Source organism: Citrobacter amalonaticus (genome assembly GCF_018252635.1).
Taxonomy (GTDB): domain Bacteria; phylum Pseudomonadota; class Gammaproteobacteria; order Enterobacterales; family Enterobacteriaceae; genus Citrobacter_A; species Citrobacter_A amalonaticus_E.
Map to the genome: position 1 here is coordinate 497,486 of NZ_JAGTXM010000002.1, position 20,859 is coordinate 518,344.

15 protein-coding genes are annotated in these 20,859 nt (G+C 54.5%); 6 read left to right on the forward strand and 9 right to left on the reverse strand.

The window, feature by feature from the left end:
* Positions 1–61 precede the first annotated feature (61 nt).
* A complete protein-coding gene (locus KE671_RS06860) occupies positions 62–1,210 on the reverse strand; it encodes an MFS transporter (protein ID WP_206162297.1) in 1,149 nt (382 codons plus the stop codon).
* A gap of 313 nt (positions 1,211–1,523) precedes the next feature.
* Here KE671_RS06860 and ycaC point away from each other — a divergent pair, with 313 nt between their 5' ends.
* On the forward strand, positions 1,524–2,150 hold the full coding sequence (ycaC, locus tag KE671_RS06865) for an isochorismate family cysteine hydrolase YcaC (RefSeq protein ID WP_102602156.1): 627 nt from the start codon (positions 1,524–1,526) through the stop codon (positions 2,148–2,150).
* Positions 2,151–2,181: 31 nt separating this feature from the next.
* Here ycaC and KE671_RS06870 read toward each other — a convergent pair whose 3' ends face one another.
* The 8 genes from KE671_RS06870 to lrp all read right to left on the reverse strand — a co-directional run bounded on the left by KE671_RS06870 (position 2,182) and on the right by lrp (position 14,443).
* Complete coding sequence (locus KE671_RS06870) at positions 2,182–3,045, reverse strand: dimethyl sulfoxide reductase anchor subunit family protein (RefSeq protein ID WP_206162298.1); 864 nt, start codon at positions 3,043–3,045, stop codon at positions 2,182–2,184.
* Between the two features lies 1 nt (position 3,046).
* Positions 3,047–3,664, reverse strand: a complete 618-nt coding sequence (gene dmsB / locus KE671_RS06875; RefSeq protein WP_042319148.1) for a dimethylsulfoxide reductase iron-sulfur subunit DmsB — start codon at positions 3,662–3,664, stop codon at positions 3,047–3,049.
* A gap of 10 nt (positions 3,665–3,674) precedes the next feature.
* Positions 3,675–6,119, reverse strand: a complete 2,445-nt coding sequence (dmsA, locus tag KE671_RS06880; RefSeq protein ID WP_206162299.1) for a dimethylsulfoxide reductase subunit A — start codon at positions 6,117–6,119, stop codon at positions 3,675–3,677.
* 230 nt (positions 6,120–6,349) lie between these two features.
* Complete coding sequence (gene serS / locus KE671_RS06885; protein WP_206162300.1) at positions 6,350–7,642, reverse strand: serine--tRNA ligase; 1,293 nt, start codon at positions 7,640–7,642, stop codon at positions 6,350–6,352.
* 92 nt (positions 7,643–7,734) lie between these two features.
* A complete protein-coding gene (gene rarA, locus KE671_RS06890; protein WP_206162301.1) occupies positions 7,735–9,078 on the reverse strand; it encodes a replication-associated recombination protein A in 1,344 nt (447 codons plus the stop codon).
* An 8-nt stretch (positions 9,079–9,086) separates the two neighbouring features.
* Complete coding sequence (gene lolA, locus KE671_RS06895; RefSeq protein ID WP_206162302.1) at positions 9,087–9,698, reverse strand: outer membrane lipoprotein chaperone LolA; 612 nt, start codon at positions 9,696–9,698, stop codon at positions 9,087–9,089.
* A 111-nt stretch (positions 9,699–9,809) separates the two neighbouring features.
* Positions 9,810–13,814: a DNA translocase FtsK gene (ftsK, locus tag KE671_RS06900; protein ID WP_206162303.1), complete on the reverse strand. Its 4,005-nt coding sequence runs from the start codon at positions 13,812–13,814 to the stop codon at positions 9,810–9,812.
* 134 nt (positions 13,815–13,948) lie between these two features.
* Positions 13,949–14,443, reverse strand: coding sequence for a leucine-responsive transcriptional regulator Lrp (gene lrp / locus KE671_RS06905; RefSeq protein ID WP_000228469.1), 495 nt, complete (start codon positions 14,441–14,443; stop codon positions 13,949–13,951).
* Positions 14,444–14,989: 546 nt separating this feature from the next.
* On the opposite strand from lrp, the gene trxB reads away from it, so the two are divergent.
* The 5 genes from trxB to infA all read left to right on the forward strand — a co-directional run bounded on the left by trxB (position 14,990) and on the right by infA (position 20,824).
* Positions 14,990–15,958 (forward strand): thioredoxin-disulfide reductase, encoded by a 969-nt coding sequence (gene trxB / locus KE671_RS06910; RefSeq protein ID WP_206162304.1) that lies wholly within the window; start codon positions 14,990–14,992, stop codon positions 15,956–15,958.
* A gap of 114 nt (positions 15,959–16,072) precedes the next feature.
* Positions 16,073–17,839, forward strand: a complete 1,767-nt coding sequence (gene cydD, locus KE671_RS06915; protein ID WP_206162305.1) for a heme ABC transporter permease/ATP-binding protein CydD — start codon at positions 16,073–16,075, stop codon at positions 17,837–17,839.
* Entirely contained in the window at positions 17,840–19,561 is a 1,722-nt protein-coding gene (gene cydC, locus KE671_RS06920; RefSeq protein ID WP_206162306.1) for a heme ABC transporter ATP-binding protein/permease CydC, read from the forward strand.
* Between the two features lie 44 nt (positions 19,562–19,605).
* Positions 19,606–20,310, forward strand: coding sequence for a leucyl/phenylalanyl-tRNA--protein transferase (gene aat, locus KE671_RS06925; protein ID WP_206162307.1), 705 nt, complete (start codon positions 19,606–19,608; stop codon positions 20,308–20,310).
* A gap of 295 nt (positions 20,311–20,605) precedes the next feature.
* Positions 20,606–20,824, forward strand: coding sequence for a translation initiation factor IF-1 (gene infA / locus KE671_RS06935; protein ID WP_001040187.1), 219 nt, complete (start codon positions 20,606–20,608; stop codon positions 20,822–20,824).
* Positions 20,825–20,859 lie beyond the last annotated feature (35 nt).

Sequence of the window (20,859 nt, forward strand, 5' to 3'; positions counted from 1 at the left end):
CACAATGTCCAGACATATGCGGTATGCAGGAAATATAGCCTCACATACCGTTTGATGTGTTTTATATGTGGGCAACCGGATTAGGTGTATGCCCGGCGTTGCGCAACAGCATCAGTAAGTAAATAAATGAGACGCTGGCAATCATGATAAACAGGAGATTGTCGGAGTAATTCTGCATCAACATGGCCGTAAAAGACGGCCCTAACAGACTGCCTACGGTGTAACTCAGCAACAGCGCCTGATTCATCGCCACCAGTTGGTGATGTTCCACTTTTTCACAAGCCCATGCCATCGCCACCGGGTAAAGCGTAAAGCCCGCCGCCCCCAGAATGAAAAGCGCGGGTGCCATTGCCGCCTGGCTTAGCATCGCCATACTCCCCAGGATCACCACAAACACCTGGACACGTAATACCAACAGTCGGCCATACTTGTCCGCCAGACGCCCGATAGGCCACTGCCCAAGAATGCCTGCACTGACCAATACCGCCATCCAGAAACCAATGCTGGCGTTGCTCATTCCCTGATGGTTGAGATAGAGCGGCATCAGGCCATAAAGCGAACCCAGTACAATCCCGGAGATGATGCAACCATTCACGCCCAGCCGCGCCTGACGCAGTTTCAGCATAGAAGTAATCGGTGTGGCGCTGTGTTCTTCAGCCTGTTGATTCAGGATGCGGGTAAAGAGCAGCGGTAAAATTCCCGCCAGAATCAGTCCTGTTGCCCACGGCAACACGCTCATCAATTCCGTCGATACTTTACTGACCAGCAGTTGACCGAGGAACGTCCCCACGTAATAAACCATCATGTAGGCCGCCAGCAGACGGCCACGGTTTCGTGACGTCCCGCTGCACATCAGCGCACTTTCGACGACAACCCAGATCATCGCGCAGCCCACGCCCGCAACAAAACGCCAGGCCAGCCAGCTCCAGAAACCGACCATGACACCCAGACCTACGCAGCCGGCGGCAAAGATCAGCGACGCAATGTAGTAGCTTCGGTTAAAACCAAGTCGCTTGATTAACTGTCCTGTCAGCAGTGTCCCCACCAGGTTCCCGGTGAAATAGGACGAACTGATAATACCCACCTGCCACGTCGGCAGGTTTTCCTGGGCGAGCCAAAGCGGGACGAGCGTGTTCAGCACCGCAATCGCCAGGGTCAGCAGAAGCAGACCAGCCAGCAAAAGCATGACGGGTCGGGTATAGGTGGACATGAGTATAAACCGTGAGGAAGTTCAAATTTCACGCGCATCATGCCACTAACAAAAACATTGTCAATCGGCTGAAATCGCCGTGTGGCGGGGGTTCACGCGCCTCGATTGAATTTATTGATTAAGAATATGAATTATTGATGACCTAACTATCCCATACTGCTGTTTTTATTGATTTAACGCAAAAGAGTTCCTTTTCGCTCAGTTGAAAAATCTCATAGTCGCGGCAACATTTTTTTTCCGTTCTATGCTTTGAATGACCCACATATGCCTGAATGATTTCGGGTGGTTGGCAGACAATGGAAAGGAGAAGAGAATGACCAAGCCTTATGTTCGTCTCGATAAAAACGACGCAGCAGTTCTTCTGGTGGATCACCAGGCCGGATTGCTCTCACTGGTCAGGGATATCGACCCCGATAAGTTTAAAAACAACGTGCTCGCTCTGGGCGATTTAGCCAAATATTTCAAGTTACCTACCATTCTTACCACCAGTTTTGAAACAGGTCCAAACGGCCCGCTGGTTCCCGAATTAAAAGCACAGTTTCCTGATGCTCCCTACATTGCGCGTCCGGGCAATATTAACGCCTGGGATAACGAAGACTTTGTCAAAGCGGTGAAAGCGACGGGGAAAAAACAGCTCATCATCGCGGGTGTCGTGACCGAAGTGTGCGTGGCCTTCCCGGCACTCTCCGCCATCGAAGAGGGTTTTGACGTATTTGTGGTGACCGATGCCTCAGGGACGTTTAACGAAATAACCCGCCATTCCGCGTGGGATCGTATGTCTCAGGCCGGCGCTCAGCTCATGACATGGTTTGGCGTAGCGTGTGAATTGCACCGTGACTGGCGCAACGACATTGAGGGGCTGGCGACGCTGTTCTCCAACCATATTCCTGATTACCGCAACCTGATGACCAGCTACGATACGTTAACCAAACAGAAATAAAAAAACCGGGGCGTTGGCCCCGGTCACTCATTTAACTGGCGACCGCCATACCGACAGTCATATGCAGACCGTAGAACACGCCACGACCAATCAGCTCACCGACCAGCAACAGAACAAATGCTACTGAAAGTAAAGGAACGGCAGGCTGATAACCTTTTAACTGCGGGACAATCCAGCAGCACAACGCCAGCGCCAGAACCACAATACGCCAGGCCATCAACGAACCATACTCTGGTACCAACGCAGAGGCCTGCTGGATAGAACTGTGTATTGCCGCCAGTTCAGCGCCCTGCATTACCGACATGATGGCGCTCACCACCAACGCCAACAGTGAGACCGCAGGCAGCAGGCGCATCGCCCAACCGTCCACACCCGCCACGCGCAGCAGCAAATACCCTAGCAATGGTCCTCCCATAAACAACGTCAGGAAGAAACCCAGCGGCGTCCAGATGCTGTACCAGGTCGGTACGGTATCAATGCTGTTGTAGACGCGCACCATCATCCAGACAAAAAGTACGCCCAGAATCATGGTGATCAGCAACCACAGGTTACGCAATGCTGGCGAAAGCTTTTTCATCATCGCCAGCAGCCAGCCAATGCCACCCACCGCAAAGAAAATTGAACCGCTGGCAATTTCATTACTCAGCGCCGACGGCCCTACGCGGTTGAGCGAATTAAACGCCCGCATTGGCGAGCCGAGGTGCAGCATAGACGCGATAAAGCCAATCCCCATCAGCACCCAAAGAGCAATCATACAGGTAATCACTCGCTGCTGCGTTTCCGCCCGCAGTTCGCCCTTCATCAGCGACAGCGCCAGAACAATAAAGCCACCGACCACACATTGTCCGAAGACCGTGAAGATCATCAGCGGCCACTCGTGCCATCCACTTCCCATCTTACACCTCCTTCGGATTCGCCAGATAACCGGTGGTATCCCCGGTCGGGCGGCTGTTGGCATTCGGTTTGATCACAATACTCGGCTTCGTGAAGTGTGCCCCTGGCAGCGGCGCAACCGCCGCCAGTTCACCGTGCTTCTTACGCAGTTCATCAATGGGACCAAAATCCAGCGCACGCAGCGGACAGGACTCGACACAGATCGGTTTCTTACCGTCGGCGACTCGGTCATGACAGCCATCGCACTTGGTCATGTGGCCTTTGGCGGCATTGTACTGCGGCGCGCCGTACGGACAGGCCATATGGCAATAGCGACAGCCGATGCAGACATCTTCATCGACCACCACAAAACCGTCTTCCCGTTTGTGCATCGCCCCGCTCGGGCAGACCTTAGTACAGGCCGGATCCTCACAATGGTTACAGGCAATGGACAGATAGTAGGCAAACACGTTCTGATGCCAGACGCCGTTGTCTTCCTGCCAGTCACCGCCCGCGTATTCATAAATGCGGCGGAAACTGACATCAGGGGTTAAGTCTTTGTAATCTTTACAGGCCAGTTCGCAGGTTTTACAACCGGTGCAACGGCTGGAATCAATAAAAAATCCATACTGGGTTGTCATCGGTTACTCCTTACACCTTCTCAACCTGAACAAGGTTCGTATGCGACGGGTTTCCCTTCGCCAGAGGAGACGGGCGCTGGGTGGTCAATACGTTGATACAGCCGCCCTGGTCAATGCGTTTTGTATCCGGGTCATACCAGGCCCCTTCACCTAACGCGACCACACCCGGCATCATACGCGGCGTCACTTTCGCCTCAATATGTAGCTCTCCACGACCGTTGAAAATGCGCACTTTATCGCCATTGTTGATACTGCGTTTTTGTGCATCAAGTGGGTTAATCCACATCTCCTGGCGGCACGATGCTTTCAGCACATCAACGTTTCCATAGGTGGAGTGAACACGAGATTTATAGTGGAAGCCCGTGAGCTGTAGCGGGTAGTCTTTGGTCAACGGATCGTTGTAGTTCTCAAATCCCGGCGTATAGATTGGCAATGGATCGATGACATCACCTTCCGGCAGTTCCCAGGTAGCGGCAATCTCCGCCAGTTCCTGCGAGTAGATCTCGATTTTTCCCGACGGCGTGGTCAATGGATTGGCCTGCGGATCGTCACGAAACGCCTTATAGGCCACGTGATGCCCTTCTGGATCGCGCTGCTTAAACAGGCCCTGCTTGCGGAACGCCTCAAAGGTCGGCAGATCCGGAATGGCTTTACGCGACTGCTCGTACAGATGACGCATCCACTCTTCCTGAGTGCGCCCTTCAGTAAACTGCTGCTCAACGCCCAGGCGCTTCGCCAGCTCGCTGGTCATCTCATAGATGGTTTTGCATTCAAAACGCGGCTTGATGGCCTGATCGGCAAAAATCACGTAGGACATATTCCCGCAGGACGCATCCAGCGCAAAGTCCATCTGCTCAGAAGCCGTACAGTCCGGCAGCAGGATATCGGCATACTTCGCCGACGACGTCATGTGACAGTCGATGACGACAATCATTTCGCACTTTTTGTCATCCTGCAGGATATCGTGTGTGCGGTTGATCTCTGAGTGCTGGTTGATAAGACAGTTACCGGCGTAGTTCCAGATCATCTTAATCGGCACGTCGAGTTTGTCTTTACCGCGTACGCCATCACGTAAGGCGGTCATTTCCGGACCACGTTCAATTGCATCGGTCCACATAAACATGGAGATACTGGTTTCTATCGGGTTTTCCAGCGTTGGCATCCGTACAAACGGCAGGTCATAAGAACCTTCACGTGCGCCGCTGTTACCGCCGTTGATCCCAACGTTACCGGTCAGAATGGCCAGCATAGAGATGGCACGGGTAGCGATTTCGCCGTTCGCGTGGCGCTGCGGTCCCCAGCCCTGGCTGATGTAGGCCGGTTTTGCACTGCCGATTTCACGCGCCAGTTTGATAATACGGTCTGCCGGAATGCCGGTAATTTGCGCCGCCCACTCAGGCGTTTTTGGCGTACCGTCATTCCCCTGTCCAAGAATATAGGCCTTATAGTGACCATTCTTCGGCGCACTGGCTGGCAAGGTCTTCTCGTCGTAACCTACGCAGTACTTATCGAGGAACGGCTGATCGACCATATTCTCAGTAATCAACACGTAAGCCAGCGCATTCACCAGCGCCGCATCGGTACCCGGACGAATTGGGATCCATTCATCTTCACGACCGGCCCCGGTATCGGTATAGCGCGGATCGATAATAATCATCCGGGCATTCGATTTCTGTCGCGCCTGCTCCAGATAGTAGGTCACCCCACCGCCGCTCATGCGGGTTTCGCCAGGGTTGTTACCGAACAGCACCACCAGTTTACTGTTTTCGATGTCAGACGGACTGTTACCATCGGCCCAACCGCCGTAGGTGTAGTTCAGACCCGCCGCAATTTGTGCGGAAGAGTAATCACCATAGTGGTTCAAATAACCGCCGCAGCAGTTCATCAGACGCGCCACCAGAGTACTTCCCGGCGGCCAGGAGCGGGTCATCGTACCGCCCAGCGTACCGGTACCGTAGTTAAGATAGATAGACTCGTTACCGTAGTCTTTAATCAGACGCTGCATGTTGCTGGCGATGATGTCGTAAGCCTCATCCCAACTGATACGCTCGAATTTCCCTTCCCCGCGTTTGCCAACGCGTTTCATCGGGTATTTCAGACGATCCGGGTTATAGACACGACGGCGCATGGAGCGTCCGCGCAGACAGGCGCGCACCTGATGTAAACCATCGTAGTTGTCATCACCGGTGTTGTCGGTTTCAACGTACTTGATTTCGCCATCCACAACGTGCATGCGCAACGGGCAACGACTCCCACAGTTTACGGTACAGGCGCTCCAGACGACTTTTTCGCTGGCTTGTGCCGGACTCAGTGCGTCGGCAGCATTGGCGATACGGGTAAATGGCAGGGTAAACGCGCTGCTGGCCATCGCCAGTCCGCCTATCGCCGTTGTTTTGACCAAACCGCGACGGCTCACCTCCGCTGCCATCACGGCATCAGGGATCTTAGTTTTCATATAGGTCACTCTGCTTGCTCACAGTAAAAAACAAAATTGATGTTATTATTTGAGTAGTTAAACAACGCTATATAGTTTTATATATATCGTATTTAGAGTATATCAGCGTAAAATGCTGAATTTCATTCGAAGGTAATATTACCCCCAAGGGAGTAATGAGTATTGTCCGGCGTCAAACCGGTATAAAAAAAGCGCCCAAAGGCGCTTTTTAGAAAGGAGTGAAGCGAGAATTACCCAATATATTCCAGTCCGTTCATGTACGGACGTAACACTTCGGGTACTTCGATACGACCATCAGCCTGCTGGTAGTTTTCCATCACGGCTACCAGAGTACGACCGACCGCCAGACCAGAACCGTTCAGAGTATGCACCAGACGGGTCTTTTTGTCGGACTTACTGCGGCAGCGTGCCTGCATCCGGCGTGCCTGGAAATCCCAGACGTTAGAGCAGGACGAGATCTCGCGATAGGTATTCTGCGCCGGTACCCACACTTCCAGATCGTAGGTTTTGCACGCACCAAAGCCCATGTCACCGGTGCAAAGAATAATTTTGCGATACGGTAAGCCCAGCAGTTGCAGCACTTTCTCCGCATGACCGGTCATCTCTTCCAGCGCCGCCATTGAATCTTCCGGGCGAACGATCTGTACCATTTCAACTTTGTCGAACTGGTGCATACGGATCAGGCCACGGGTATCACGACCGTAGGAACCCGCTTCAGAGCGGAAGCACGGTGTGTGCGCCGTCATTTTGATCGGCAGTTGGTCTTCGTCGATGATCTCGTCACGCACCAGATTGGTCAGCGGCACTTCCGCCGTCGGGATCAACGCATAGTTGCTGCTGTCGGCCTCTTCTTCCAGCGGACGGGTGTGGAACAGATCGCCGGCAAATTTCGGCAACTGCCCTGTCCCGTACAGGGTGTCATGGTTGACCAGATACGGCACATAGTTTTCGCTGTAGCCATGCTGTTCCGTGTGCAGATCGAGCATGAACTGCGAGAGCGCACGATGCATACGAGCAATCTGCCCTTTCATCACCACGAAACGGGAACCCGTCAGCTTAACGGCAGCGGCAAAATCCAGACCGCTGTGCATCTCGCCCAGCGTAACGTGATCGCGAACCTCAAAATCGAACTCACGTGGCGTTCCCCAGCGGCTGACTTCAACGTTATCGTTCTCGTCTTTGCCGACCGGAACATCATCGTGCGGAATGTTCGGAATAGCCAGGGCGATATCGCGGATCTCTGCCTGTAAAACATCCAGCTCCGCTTTTGCGGCATCCAGCTCTTCGCCCAGTTTGTTCACTTCCAGACGTAAAGGCTCGATATCTTCCCCGCGCGCTTTCGCCTGGCCGATGGATTTCGATCGAGAGTTACGCTCTGCCTGCAGGTTTTCAGTATTGACCTGCAAAACTTTACGACGCTCTTCAAGAGCGCGCAGCTTATCTACATCCAGCTTAAAGCCCCGGCGTGCCAGTTTTTCAGCGACTGCGTCTGGCTCATTACGCAGCAGATTGGGATCGAGCATGCTTATCCTGTGCTTATCGAATTGAAAGAGGAAAATGTGACCACAGCCTGCGGTCACAGGGATACAGTGCCAACATTACCGCAACGCCTGCGCTAACGGTAGCGTTTTATAGGGCTATTTTGATCCTGTCCGGCGAGCCAGGCGAGCTTTTCGCCAATCTTGCCCTCAAGACCTCTGTTTGTGGGGTGATAATAGCGTGTTTGTGCCATTTCCTGAGGGAAGTATTCCTCACCAGCAGCATAAGCATTTGGTTCGTCATGCGCATAACGATATTCCTGACCGTAACCCATCTCTTTCATCAGTTTCGTTGGCGCATTTCGCAGATGAACAGGCACATCGTAGTCAGGACGCTCGCGGGCATCGGACATTGCGGCTTTGAAAGCGGTATACACCGCATTGCTTTTTGGTGCGCAGGCGAGATAAACAATCGCCTGGGCGATGGCGCGCTCGCCTTCAGCAGGCCCGACACGAGTGAAGCAGTCCCAGGCAGAAATCGCCACCTGCATCGCACGCGGATCGGCATTGCCTACATCTTCGGAAGCAATCGCCAGACAACGCCGCGCGACATACAGCGGATCGCCCCCTGCCGTAATAATTCGCGCATACCAGTAAAGTGCCGCATCTGGCGCACTGCCGCGAACGGATTTATGCAATGCGGAAATGAGATCGTAGAAGCGGTCGCCTTTGTTATCAAAACGCGCACTGCGTTCGCCGGCGATTTCGGTCAACAACGCAGGAAGCAATATCCGCTTACCGCTGTCATCCACTTCCGCCATGTCAGCCATCATTTCCAGCGTGTTCAATGCGCGGCGTGCATCACCATTGACCAGTTCTGCGATAGCTCTACGAGTCTCATCCGGCAGAACAATATCCTGCCCACCGTACCCCCGCGCCTTGTCTTCCATCGCCTGACAGAGGACCTGCTCGATATCTTCCGTGGTCAGCGATTTGAGCAAATAGACACGTGCCCGTGATAACAGTGCGGAATTCAGTTCGAACGACGGATTTTCGGTAGTTGCCCCGATAAAGGTGATGGTACCGTCTTCGATATGCGGCAAGAACGCATCCTGTTGGCTTTTATTAAAACGATGAACTTCGTCAACAAACAGGATGGTACGACGCCCGGCATTGCGATTCTGTCGGGCGCGTTCAATGGCTTCGCGGATCTCTTTCACGCCGGAGGTGACCGCCGAAATCCGCTCAACGTCAGCATCGGCGTAGCGGGCAATCACTTCAGCAAGCGTGGTTTTTCCGGTACCCGGCGGTCCCCACAAGATCATGGAGTGCAGATGTCCGGCTTCAATCGCGCGCGGCAAGGGTTTACCCGCAGCCAGCAGGTGCTGCTGACCAATATACTGCGCTAAATTTTCTGGCCGCATCCGGGCGGCCAGTGGCTGAAAGGTATTATCAGAAAAATCGAGCGACAGGTTGCTCACGCCGGCCTCTACTTACGTTGGTCGTCTACCGTTACGCCTTGCGGTGGAGTAAAGGTGAACTTCGATGCGTCAACGGTGCCATTCTGCTGCGATTTCAGCTGATAGCTGCTGCGCTGGTCGTCCTGCTCCACGGCGCTGAACTGATGAATGGTCCCGTCACGGCCCACATTGATGGTGAACTGTTTCAGGTTGCCGTTGCTGGTTTTCGGCGTCAGGACGAAGTCGTCACCGCTCTGCTTGATATTGTACTGTTGCCAGTCGCTGGACTGGTTGCGGGCAATCAGCATAAACGGCGTGTTACCAGTGGCGTCTTTCAGCCAGGTCGCTGTAGCTTGCTCAACAAACGGGTTGAAGAACCACAGCGTTTTACCATCAGAAACCAGAATGCTTTCATCCGGTTGCGTCATGTGCCAGTTGAACAGGTTCGGACGCTTCACCCACAAATCACCCTGACCTTCCTGAACAGCGGCACCGCTGCCGTCGGTCACTTTCTGTGTAAAGCTGGCGTGGAAGCTGCTTACTTTATCCAGACGACTTTTCAGATCGCTGGCGGCATCCGCCCAAACGCTGCTTACCACGAATCCTGAGAGTAATGCACAGGTGATTGCGATTTTTTTCATTGTTATTCCTCAAAATACGTCACTCCCGACCGGGAGATCCCTCTGCTATCCATTCCAGGCCAAAAATCAGCGTGAGGAAAGAAGACAATACTGAATTACGTAACTTTGCACTTAGTCAAACGGCGGTGGCGCCAGCACTTCACGATTGCCGTTATGGCCCTGTTCGCTGACGATCCCTTGCGCTTCCATCTGTTCGATAATGCGCGCCGCACGGTTGTAGCCAATGCGGAACTGGCGCTGTACGCCGGAAATAGACGCTTTACGTTTTTCCGTTACAAAGTTGACGGCCTGATCGAATAACGGATCCAGCTCTTCGCCACCGTCAAAACCACCGCCGCCGCCTTCGCTTTCGCTGTCGGAGGTGATGCCATCCACATACTGCGGACGCCCACGCGCCTTCCAGTCCTGCACCACCGCGTGCACTTCCTGGTCACGGACAAATGCGCCGTGAACACGCACCGGCATGGTGGAGTTTGGCCCTGAGTAAAGCATGTCCCCCATTCCCAACAGCGATTCTGCACCGCCCTGATCGAGGATGGTGCGCGAGTCAATCTTGCTGGAGACGGTGAAGGCAATACGTGTCGGTATGTTGGCTTTGATCAGACCCGTAATGACGTCAACCGACGGACGCTGCGTTGCCAGCACCAGGTGGATGCCGGCAGCACGGGCTTTTTGCGCCAGTCGGGCGATCAGTTCTTCAACTTTCTTACCGACGGTCATCATCAGGTCGGCAAATTCATCCACCAACACCACGATATAAGGCAGTTTTTCCAGTACCGGATGCTGCGCATCCATACTGTCGCCCGGCTTCCAGTACGGGTCCGGAATTGGGCGTCCCATCCGCGCGGCTTCGGCTATTTTCTCGTTGTACCCCGCGAGATTACGCACGCCCAGCGCAGACATTAGCTTGTAACGGCGCTCCATCTCGTTAACGCTCCAGCGCAGGGCGTTGGCGGCGTCTTTCATATCCGTGACGACTTCCGTCAGCAGATGCGGAATGCCTTCATAAACCGACAGTTCCAGCATTTTCGGGTCGATCATGATAAAGCGAACGTCTTCCGGCTGCGCCTTGTAAAGCATGCTGAGGATCATGGCGTTCACCCCAACCGATTTACCCGAACCGGTTGTTCCCGCCACCAGCAGGTGCGGCATTTTCGCCAGATCGGCCACCACCGGATCGCCGGCAATATCTTTACCCAACACCACGGTCAGCGGCGATGGGTTTTCACGGAATTTCGCGTTATCCAGCACTTCGCGCAGATAAACGGTCTGCCGTTTTTTGTTCGGCAATTCCAGGCCAACGTACGGTTTACCCGGAATCACTTCCACCACGCGCACCGCGACGGTCGACAACGAACGCGCCAGGTCACGAGAAAGGTTGGAAATACGCGCCGCCTTCACGCCCGGTGCCAGATTCAGCTCAAAGCGCGTAATCACCGGACCTGGCGAGTAGTTCACCACGTCGGCCTTAATACGGAAGTCCGCCAGGCGGGCTTCAACCAGGCGCGCCATTTGCTCCAGCGCGAAAGTATCGACCGGCTCCACTTCGCTCGGCGGCTGCGTCAGCAGATCCAGCGAAGGCAGTGGCGTCGTCGGTCTTTGTAGTGGACGACTGTCACCGTTACGCATCAACAGCGGGTGAATCAGGCTTTCCTGCGGCTGTGGCGCTGCGGGTTGCTGCGGCTGTTGATATTGTGGCGGCGGCGATACCGGCTGTTGCGGCTGTTGATATTGCGGCTGCGGCGCCACCGGCTGTTGCGGCTGTTGATATTGCGGCTGCGGCGCCACCGGCTGTTGCGGCTGCTGGTATTGCGGCTGCGGAGATACCGGCTGTTGCGGCGGCTGGTACTGCGGCTGAGGCGCCACTGGCTGTTGCGGCTGTTGATATTGCGGCGCCGTCGGTTGCTGAACAGGCGCTGACTCCGGCATTACGCCCGGCGTAAACAGCGGCTCATGCGGACCATTATCCACCAGCGTTTTCATGGGGGAAAACTCAAAATCATCCAGCGAGAACGGATTCGCTCCCACGGGTTGCTCACCGGCATAGCGCTGCTGTTGCGAAGAGGCAAACTGGCGCGCCAGCTCGGCTTGTGCAGCCGCATCTTCATCGTCGGTATGCGTTGTATCGTGCTGATACTCGTCGCCGTAGCGACTTTGCTGCGACTGGGCAAACTGGCGAGCCAGTTCATCCTGTTGCATGGCGTCGATTTCATCATCGCTATATTGCGGATCGTGTTGCCCGGCTTCACGCGCTCTCTCCTCAGCCATACGCTGAGAAGGTAACTTAATGCCATACGATGCCAGTTCACGGCGTGTCGGTACACGCACACGATTTGGACGAGGCAACTGTGGACCAATCCCCTCTTTCACCTGCGGACGCGGCGCTCCGCCGTTCGCGAGGCTGAAGACTGGCGCAGCCACAGCCGCTGTCGCCCCGGCTGATAGCGTCGCGTCCTTCACGCCGGCAGCGATCGGCGCAATGGCTGCAGCGGCGTCAACTGGCGGTATAGCAGGCGCGACTGATGGTGCAGGAACCACTGGTTCAGGTGTGTTAATCGGCTCAGGAATCGGCTGATACCACGCTGCAAGTTGCTCGCGTTCACGCGCACGCTTCTCTTCTACTTCTTCAAAATAGTACAGCGGCGGACGCGCAGGTTTTGTCTCTTCGATTACCGGCTCAGGCTCTGTGGCAGGAGTTTGCTGAACCACCGGCTCGTGTGGCGATAAAGGCTCCGGCTGATACGCTGGCTGATGATAAACCGGCTGCTGAACAGGCTCGGGTTGATAAACAGGCTCAGGCTGCCAGGGCTGATCTACCGTAGTCTGCGGTTGCTGCCACGGTTGCTGTGGTACGTCTTGCTGCGGATAACCGGCTTGAGGAGCCACTGGCGCAGCGTAGTGCGGTTCAGGCGAAACAGGCTGTTGTCCTGTCTCATACTGCGCCTGTTGCGGTTGCGCGTACGGATTGTGCGGCGGATAGCCTTCCGGCGCTGGAGCAATCAGCGGCTCGCCGGTTTGCGGGCCTGGAACAGACTGCCATGCAACCGCGGGTTGCTCAGAAATCGTTTCCGCTCCCGGTACAGGCGGTGTTTGCATAATCGGATCGACCGGCGCGGCCCATGCCTGCGTCGCGGTCGTTGCCGCCGCCGCAGCGGCGACAGGTTCGGTCACCGAATGGCCGTTTAATAGCGGATCGTATTCATCATACTCCGGTTGAGTCGCGCGATGCCCGGAGAACAATACATCGCCAGGATCGGCCGCGACACCGCGCGCGCTGTAGACGATCTCATCGTCATCATCCATGCGCCTGCCGGAGAAGAGCGCCGCATCAGTTTGACGACCATGTGGATTGATAAATTTTTCAGCCAGACGTTTACGGCGCGCCAGCGCACCGCGAAGAATACGCGCCCGACGGGATTCACGTTGCCCGCCCTCGACGTCATCTTCATACTCTTCATCGTCTTCGTAGTCGTCATCTTCTACCCAGGTATCATCACGACGGGTACGGTTGCTGGCAAAGGTCAGAATATTAAGCAACCAGCCACCGAGTTTTTCGGCAATGCTAACCCACGACCAGCCAGTGAAGAGCGTCAGCCCTGCCGCCCATACGCACAGAAGCGTAATGGTGCCACCACTGCTGTGCAAAAGCGGTTGCAGCGTGGTACTTAACAGACTACCAATCACCCCGCCTGACGCGAAGTACCAGATGTCATCGGCATTAATGGCGGCCAGACCACAGGAGGTGAGGATAAGCGCCAGCACGCCAATGATACGCAGCGAGACGGCAAAATAGTCGATATAGTCATCGGTCGCCTGATGACGCCACGTAAACCAGCAGCCACCCACAATGATGACAGGAATGGTGTACGCCATGATCCCAAAGATAAAGAAAAGGGTATCAGCCAGCCAGGCCCCCGGCGCTCCCCCTAAATTATGGATAGGCTCATGCCAGGCCGTTTGCGACCAACTGGGATCAGAAGGATTAAAGCTCAGTAAGGCTGCCATCAGCCAGACGGCAAAAAGGACAATAAGAATCAGCAACGCCTCCAGAAGTCGGCGCCCGCTGCTTAACTTTGTCAATGTGACTTCTTTGTCTTCAGTGTATTCCTGGCTCAAAAAAGGCTCTCCAGGTTTCAGGCTTTTCCTGCCCGATGCTAAAACGGACAACAGCACCGGGTTGCCCCGGCACTGTTGCTGTATGGATTAACAGGAGTGTAATCAAAATACGCCGATTTTGCACCTGTTCCGTATTAGCGCGTCTTAATAACCAGACGATTACTCTGCTTGACTTCTTCCATTACCACGTAAGTACGGGTGTCATTGACGCCAGGCAGCCGCAGCAGGGTTTCCCCCAGTAGCTTACGGTAGGCAGACATGTCCGGCACACGTGTTTTCAACAAGTAGTCGAAATCACCGGACACCAAATGACACTCTTGAATTTCTTCAAGTTTTTGTACGGCGGCGTTGAATTGTTCAAACACATCCGGAGCGCCACGATTCAGAGTAATCTCAACAAATACCAGAAGTGATGCATCCAGATAATGCGGGTTTAACAGCGCTGTATAGCCCTGAATGAAACCCTGTCTTTCCAGACGACGCACACGCTCAAGGCAGGGCGTCGGGGAAAGTCCCACTCGTTTAGAAAGCTCGACGTTAGAAATACGCCCATCCTTTTGCAACTCATTAAGAATGTTACGATCAATACGGTCGAGATCTTTGCCAGGGCGCTTCTTGCTATCTACCATTATTATTGTCTCTCTGTATTCCTTCCCTACTCCTGCCTGACTCATCAAACATCATTGTCGAGAGTCGATGCCCATCACAATAGACCAAACCCAAGAGGATTGATGGCGCGCAATGCCTGGGTCTATAGTGAGAAGACCGTTGCCTGACGGCAGCTATCGACATCACGAATGGCGTCTGTCCACACCATGCGTAGATTTCGCTAGCCCGGTAAACATGGTATTTATATGCATGATTATGCGGCACACACACAACACTGTTTTTTTCTTCCTCGAATGTTTTCGCAAAACAGCAGGTGATTGTCAAAGTAAAACATCGATTTTTAGTACAACATGCCAGTTATTGATTATGCGTTAAGACGATTCATCATTTTATCACCTTATATCTGAGCGATTTTAAGTAGAATTCGTTATGGCGCGACGGCAGATTTGTTCACTCATTGGCCTCGTCTATTCCACAAATTGTTAACAAAATCGCTATACTCTTTTTTTACGCCGTCAAATTCCCTACAATCCAGCCCATTGCCTGCCAACTACAACGAGGATCTCATGGGCACGACCAAACACAGTAAACTGCTTATCCTGGGTTCCGGCCCGGCGGGATATACCGCGGCGGTCTATGCTGCGCGCGCAAACCTGCAGCCGGTCCTGATTACCGGTATGGAAAAAGGCGGTCAACTGACCACCACGACGGAAGTAGAAAACTGGCCGGGCGATCCGCATGATCTGACCGGACCACTGCTGATGGAACGTATGCACGAGCATGCGACTAAGTTTGAAACCGAGATCATCTTCGATCACATTAATAAAGTGGACCTGCAAAACCGTCCGTTCCGTCTGATCGGTGACAGTGCAGAGTACACCTGTGATGCGCTGATCATCGCGACCGGTGCGTCCGCCCGTTATCTCGGTCTGCCGTCAGAAGAAGCATTCAAAGGCCGTGGCGTTTCTGCCTGCGCCACCTGCGACGGCTTTTTCTATCGTAACCAGAAAGTCGCGGTTATCGGTGGCGGTAACACTGCTGTCGAAGAAGCGCTGTATCTGGCGAACATCGCCTCTGAAGTTCACCTGATACACCGTCGTGACAGCTTCCGCGCGGAAAAAATTCTGATAAAACGTCTGATGGACAAAGTTGAGAACGGTAACATCGTACTGCATACCCACCGCACGCTGGAAGAAGTGACCGGCGATCAAATGGGCGTCACGGGTCTGCGCCTGCGGGATACGCAGAATGCAGACAACATTGAATCGCTGGACGTTGCGGGGCTGTTTGTTGCCATCGGCCACAGCCCGAACACGGCGATTTTCGACGGTCAGCTTGAACTCGAAAACGGCTACATCAAAGTGCAGTCCGGAAGTCACGGTAACGCGACCCAGACCAGCATTCCGGGCGTCTTCGCCGCGGGCGACGTGATGGACCATATTTACCGTCAGGCTATCACCTCTGCAGGTACCGGTTGTATGGCTGCGCTGGATGCTGAACGCTATCTTGATGGTTTAGCCGACGCGTGCAAATAGTTTTTACAAATCAGTAACAAAAGTAAATAAGGCGACTATAAGTCGCCTTTATTTTTGCCCCGTTGTAACATTGCCCTGCCAAAAAATTCAGATAACTCACCTGCAAAGCGCGCAATGAATAAAACTCGTCAACAAGAGCTAACTCGCTGGTTAAAACAGCAAAGTGTCATTTCCCAACGCTGGCTTATGATTTCTCGCCTGCTGGGGTTCGTGAGTGGCGTACTGATTGTCGCCCAGGCCTGGATCATGGCTCGCATTTTGCAGCATATGATCATGGAGAATATCCCGCGCGAGGCGCTGCTGTTGCCCTTTGTCGTGTTAGTGCTGATCTTTATCCTCCGTGCCTGGGTCGTATGGTTACGCGAACGCGTAGGATTCCATGCGGGTCAACATATCCGGTTTGAGATCCGCCGCCAGGTGCTCGACCGTCTGCAACAGGCCGGTCCGGCGTGGATCCAGGGGAAGCCCGCAGGAAGCTGGGCCACGTTGGTGCTGGAACAAATTGACGATATGCACGATTACTACGCACGTTATCTGCCGCAGATGGCGCTGGCGGTATGTGTGCCCATCCTGATCGTGGCGGCTATTTTTCCGTCAAACTGGGCCGCGGCGCTGATCCTACTCGGCACTGCGCCGCTGATCCCTCTGTTTATGGCGATGGTTGGTATGGGCGCGGCCGATGCGAACCGGCGTAATTTCCTCGCGCTGGCGCGTCTGAGCGGGCATTTTCTCGATCGCTTACGCGGAATGGATACCCTGCGAATTTTTGGCCGTGGTGAAGCAGAAACGGAAAGCATTCGCGTCGCGTCGCAAGATTTCCGCCAGCGTACGATGGAAGTTTTGCGCCTCGCCTTTTTATCGTCGGGCGTACTGGAATTTTTTACTTCGCTTTCCATTGCGCTGGTCGCGGTTTACTTTGGCTTCTCCTACCTTGGTGAACTTAATTTCGGCCATTACGGTACGGGCGTCACGCTGGCTTCAGGTTTCCTCGCCCTCATTCTGGCCCCAGAGTTTTTCCAGCCACTTCGCGATTTAGGGACGTTTTATCACGCCAGGGCGCAGGCAGTAGGTGCGGCAGACAGCCTGAAAACCTTTATGGAAACGCCGCTCGCCCACCCGGAACGCGGCGATGTAGAGTTATCCACCCAGGACCCGGTATCAATTGAAGCCGTCGATCTCATTATTACTTCGCCGGAAGGTAAAGTCCTGGCCGGCCCGCTAAACTTCTCTCTTCCTGCCGGGCAGCGCACCGTGCTGGTCGGCAGAAGCGGTTCAGGTAAGAGTTCGTTGCTGAATGCGCTTTCCGGCTTCCTCCCCTATCAGGGATCGCTGCGTATTAACGGGGTGGAGCTTCGCGATTTGTCTGTGGAGTCATGGCGCAAACATCTCTCCTGGGTGGGGCAAAACCCACAGCTACCCGCAGCGACGATACGGGAAAACGTTCTGCTGTCGCGCCCCAACGCCAGCGAGTACGAACTGCGCGCAGCGCTCGACAGCGCCTGGGTCAGTGAGTTCCTGCCGCTGTTGCCGCAAGGAGTGGATACGCCCGTGGGCGATCAGGCCGGACGCCTGTCCGTCGGTCAGGCTCAACGCGTAGCGGTAGCTCGTGCACTCCTTAATCCCTGCAAGTTACTGCTGCTGGACGAACCGGCAGCCAGCCTGGATGCCCATAGTGAGCAACGGGTCATGCAGGCGCTGAAAACCGCCTCAAAACGCCAGACAACGCTGATGGTCACGCACCAGCTTGAAGATCTTGCCGACTGGGACAGGATTTGGGTGATGCAGGACGGACAGATTATCGAACAAGGCGCCTGGGCCGAGTTAAGTACCGTTAACGGCGCCTTTGCAACGTTATTGGCCCATCGTCAGGAGGAGATCTAAATGCGTGCATTGCTGCCTTATCTGACGCTCTATAAACGTCACAAATGGATGTTAACGCTGGGCATCGTGTTGGCTATCGTCACTCTGCTCGCCAGTATTGGCTTACTGACGCTGTCCGGCTGGTTCCTCTCCGCGTCTGCCGTGGCGGGTTTTGCCGGTATCTACAGCTTTAACTACATGCTACCTGCAGCGGGCGTGCGCGGCGCGGCCATTACCCGGACAGCCGGACGCTATTTTGAACGGCTGGTCAGCCACGATGCGACCTTCCGCGTGCTGCAACATTTGCGTATTCACACCTTCAGCAAGCTGCTGCCGCTTTCCCCTGCCGGACTGGCCCGTTATCGTCAGGGGGAATTGTTGAACCGCATTGTCGCTGATGTGGATACGTTGGATCACCTCTATCTCCGCGTCATTTCCCCCCTGGTGGGTGCCTTCGTGGTGATTATGGTTGTGACGATCGGCCTGAGCGTGCTGGATGCCACCCTTGCCTGCACCCTCGGCGGTGTGATGCTGCTGACGCTCTTTATTATGCCGCCAGTATTTTATCGCGCCGGGAAAACCACAGGGCAAAACATGACGCATCTGCGCGGTCAGTATCGTCAACAACTGACCGCATGGTTGCAGGGCCAGGCAGAACTGGCTATTTTCGGCGCCAGCGACCGTTATCGTGCGCAAATGGAAACCACCGAGTTACAGTGGCACGAAGCGCAACGTCGCCAGTCTGAACTGACGGCACTGTCACAGGCGCTGATGCTACTGATCGGCGCCGTTGCCATCTTATTGATGTTGTGGATGGCGGCAGGCGGCGTAGGGGGCAATGCCCAGCCAGGCGCGCTGATTGCCTTGTTTGTCTTTTGTGCGCTAGCGGCATTTGAAGCGCTGGCTCCGGTTACTGGCGCATTTCAGCATTTAGGCCAGGTGATCGCTTCGGCCGTTCGCATCACCGAACTGACCGAGCAAAAGCCGGAAGTGACTTTTCCGACTAACGTATCCGACGTCCCGGATCAGGTCACCCTGACGCTGCATGATGTTTCATTCAGCTACCCCGAACAGGCGCAAAAAGCGCTGGCTTCACTCACTCTTCAGGTAAATCCGGGTGAACACATCGCCATTCTTGGGCGCACCGGGTGTGGTAAATCGACATTACTGCAATTGCTGACGCGCGCATGGGATCCACAACAGGGCGAAATCCTGCTCAACGGCCATCCGATTGCGACAATGAATGAAGCGACGCTGCGCAACACCGTCAGCGTTGTGCCGCAGCGCGTGCACTTGTTTAGCGCCACTCTGCGCGACAACCTGCTACTTGCCGCGCCCGACGCCAGTGACGAGCAGCTTGCAGACACGTTGCGTCGCGTCGGGCTGGAGAAACTCCTTGACGATTCTGGCCTCAACAGTTGGCTGGGCGAAGGCGGTCGTCAGTTATCCGGTGGCGAGTTGCGTCGTCTGGCCATCGCCCGCGCGCTACTGCACGATGCACCGCTGATGCTGCTCGATGAACCGACAGAAGGGTTAGATGCGACTACCGAAAGTCAAATGCTTGAATTGCTTGCTGAAGTGATGCGCGAAAAAACGCTACTGATGGTGACGCATCGCCTGCGCGGACTCGCGCGTTTTGATCGGATAATAGTGATGGACAACGGCCAAATTATTGAGCAAGGTAATCACGCAGATCTGTTAGCACGACAGGGTCGTTATTACCAGTTTAAGCAAGGTCTGTAAGCTATTATTGAACGATCCGACTCGCGTACTGGAGTTCTGCTGTCATGCGCCTGGTTCAGCTTTCCCGACACTCTATCGCCTTCCCTTCACCGGAGGGCGCTTTACGCGAGCCAAATGGCCTGCTGGCGCTGGGGGGCGATCTAAGCCCTGCGCGCCTGCTGATGGCCTATCAGCGCGGTATTTTCCCGTGGTTTTCGCCTGGTGACCCTATTCTCTGGTGGTCACCAGATCCTCGCGCCATTCTGTGGCCTCACACGTTTCATGCCAGCCGCAGCATGAAGCGTTTCCATAAGCGTTCTCCGTATCGCGTCACGCTGAATTATGCGTTTGGTCAGGTCATCGAAGGATGCGCCAACGATCGCGACGAAGGAACCTGGATCACCCAGAGCGTGGTAGAGGCCTATCATCGACTGCACGAGCTCGGACACGCGCATTCCATTGAGGTCTGGCACGATAATACGCTGGTCGGTGGGATGTATGGCGTTTCCCTCGGGGCTCTGTTCTGCGGTGAATCAATGTTCAGCCGACAAGAGAATGCGTCAAAAACGGCGCTGCTGGTTTTTTGCGCAGAGTTTGTCCGCAAGGGCGGCAAATTAATGGATTGTCAGGTGCTCAATAGCCATACCGAATCGTTAGGAGCGGTCGAAATTCCGCGCAGGGTGTATCTGGAGCATCTCGATGCGTTGCGCCAGCAACGTCTACCCCGTGATTTTTGGGTCCCTCGCACGTTATTTTTGCCCGAGGGGTGAATGTTTTCGGCACATTTTTTGTCAGGGTGTTATAATTGCCGTCGCAGAGTTGGTTTAGCCCATTACCCCGCTGCCGTTAAGGATCCGTTCGCGTCAGGTAACGCCATCGTTTATCTCATCGCTCCCTTATACGTTGCGCTTCACGTGCGGCTTTGTCGTGTGTTTTTGAAGCGATCCGGAGTAATGCGCCAAATTTTGTTTGCTGCGTTTTAAACGTGCAAATCTTTACTTATTAAAAGAACTTCGGCATTATCTTGCCGGTTCAAATTACGGTAGTGATACCCCAGAGGATTAGATGGCCAAAGAAGACAATATTGAAATGCAGGGTACCGTTCTCGAAACGTTACCTAATACCATGTTCCGCGTAGAGTTAGAAAACGGTCACGTGGTTACTGCACACATCTCCGGTAAAATGCGTAAAAACTACATCCGCATCCTGACGGGCGACAAAGTGACTGTTGAGCTGACCCCGTACGACCTGAGCAAAGGCCGCATTGTCTTCCGTAGTCGCTGATTGTTTTCACGCCCTGATGGCGTCCAGATAGTAAA

Coding starts and splice junctions, on each gene's coding strand:
- KE671_RS06860 (WP_206162297.1), bottom strand. CDS start 1,210: ATGTCCACCTATACCCGACCCGTCATGCTTTTGCTGGCTGGTCTGCTT.
- ycaC (WP_102602156.1), top strand. CDS start 1,524: ATGACCAAGCCTTATGTTCGTCTCGATAAAAACGACGCAGCAGTTCTT.
- KE671_RS06870 (WP_206162298.1), bottom strand. CDS start 3,045: ATGGGAAGTGGATGGCACGAGTGGCCGCTGATGATCTTCACGGTCTTC.
- dmsB (WP_042319148.1), bottom strand. CDS start 3,664: ATGACAACCCAGTATGGATTTTTTATTGATTCCAGCCGTTGCACCGGT.
- dmsA (WP_206162299.1), bottom strand. CDS start 6,119: ATGAAAACTAAGATCCCTGATGCCGTGATGGCAGCGGAGGTGAGCCGT.
- serS (WP_206162300.1), bottom strand. CDS start 7,642: ATGCTCGATCCCAATCTGCTGCGTAATGAGCCAGACGCAGTCGCTGAA.
- lolA (WP_206162302.1), bottom strand. CDS start 9,698: ATGAAAAAAATCGCAATCACCTGTGCATTACTCTCAGGATTCGTGGTA.
- lrp (WP_000228469.1), bottom strand. CDS start 14,443: ATGGTAGATAGCAAGAAGCGCCCTGGCAAAGATCTCGACCGTATTGAT.
- trxB (WP_206162304.1), top strand. CDS start 14,990: ATGGGCACGACCAAACACAGTAAACTGCTTATCCTGGGTTCCGGCCCG.
- cydD (WP_206162305.1), top strand. CDS start 16,073: ATGAATAAAACTCGTCAACAAGAGCTAACTCGCTGGTTAAAACAGCAA.
- cydC (WP_206162306.1), top strand. CDS start 17,840: ATGCGTGCATTGCTGCCTTATCTGACGCTCTATAAACGTCACAAATGG.
- aat (WP_206162307.1), top strand. CDS start 19,606: ATGCGCCTGGTTCAGCTTTCCCGACACTCTATCGCCTTCCCTTCACCG.
- infA (WP_001040187.1), top strand. CDS start 20,606: ATGGCCAAAGAAGACAATATTGAAATGCAGGGTACCGTTCTCGAAACG.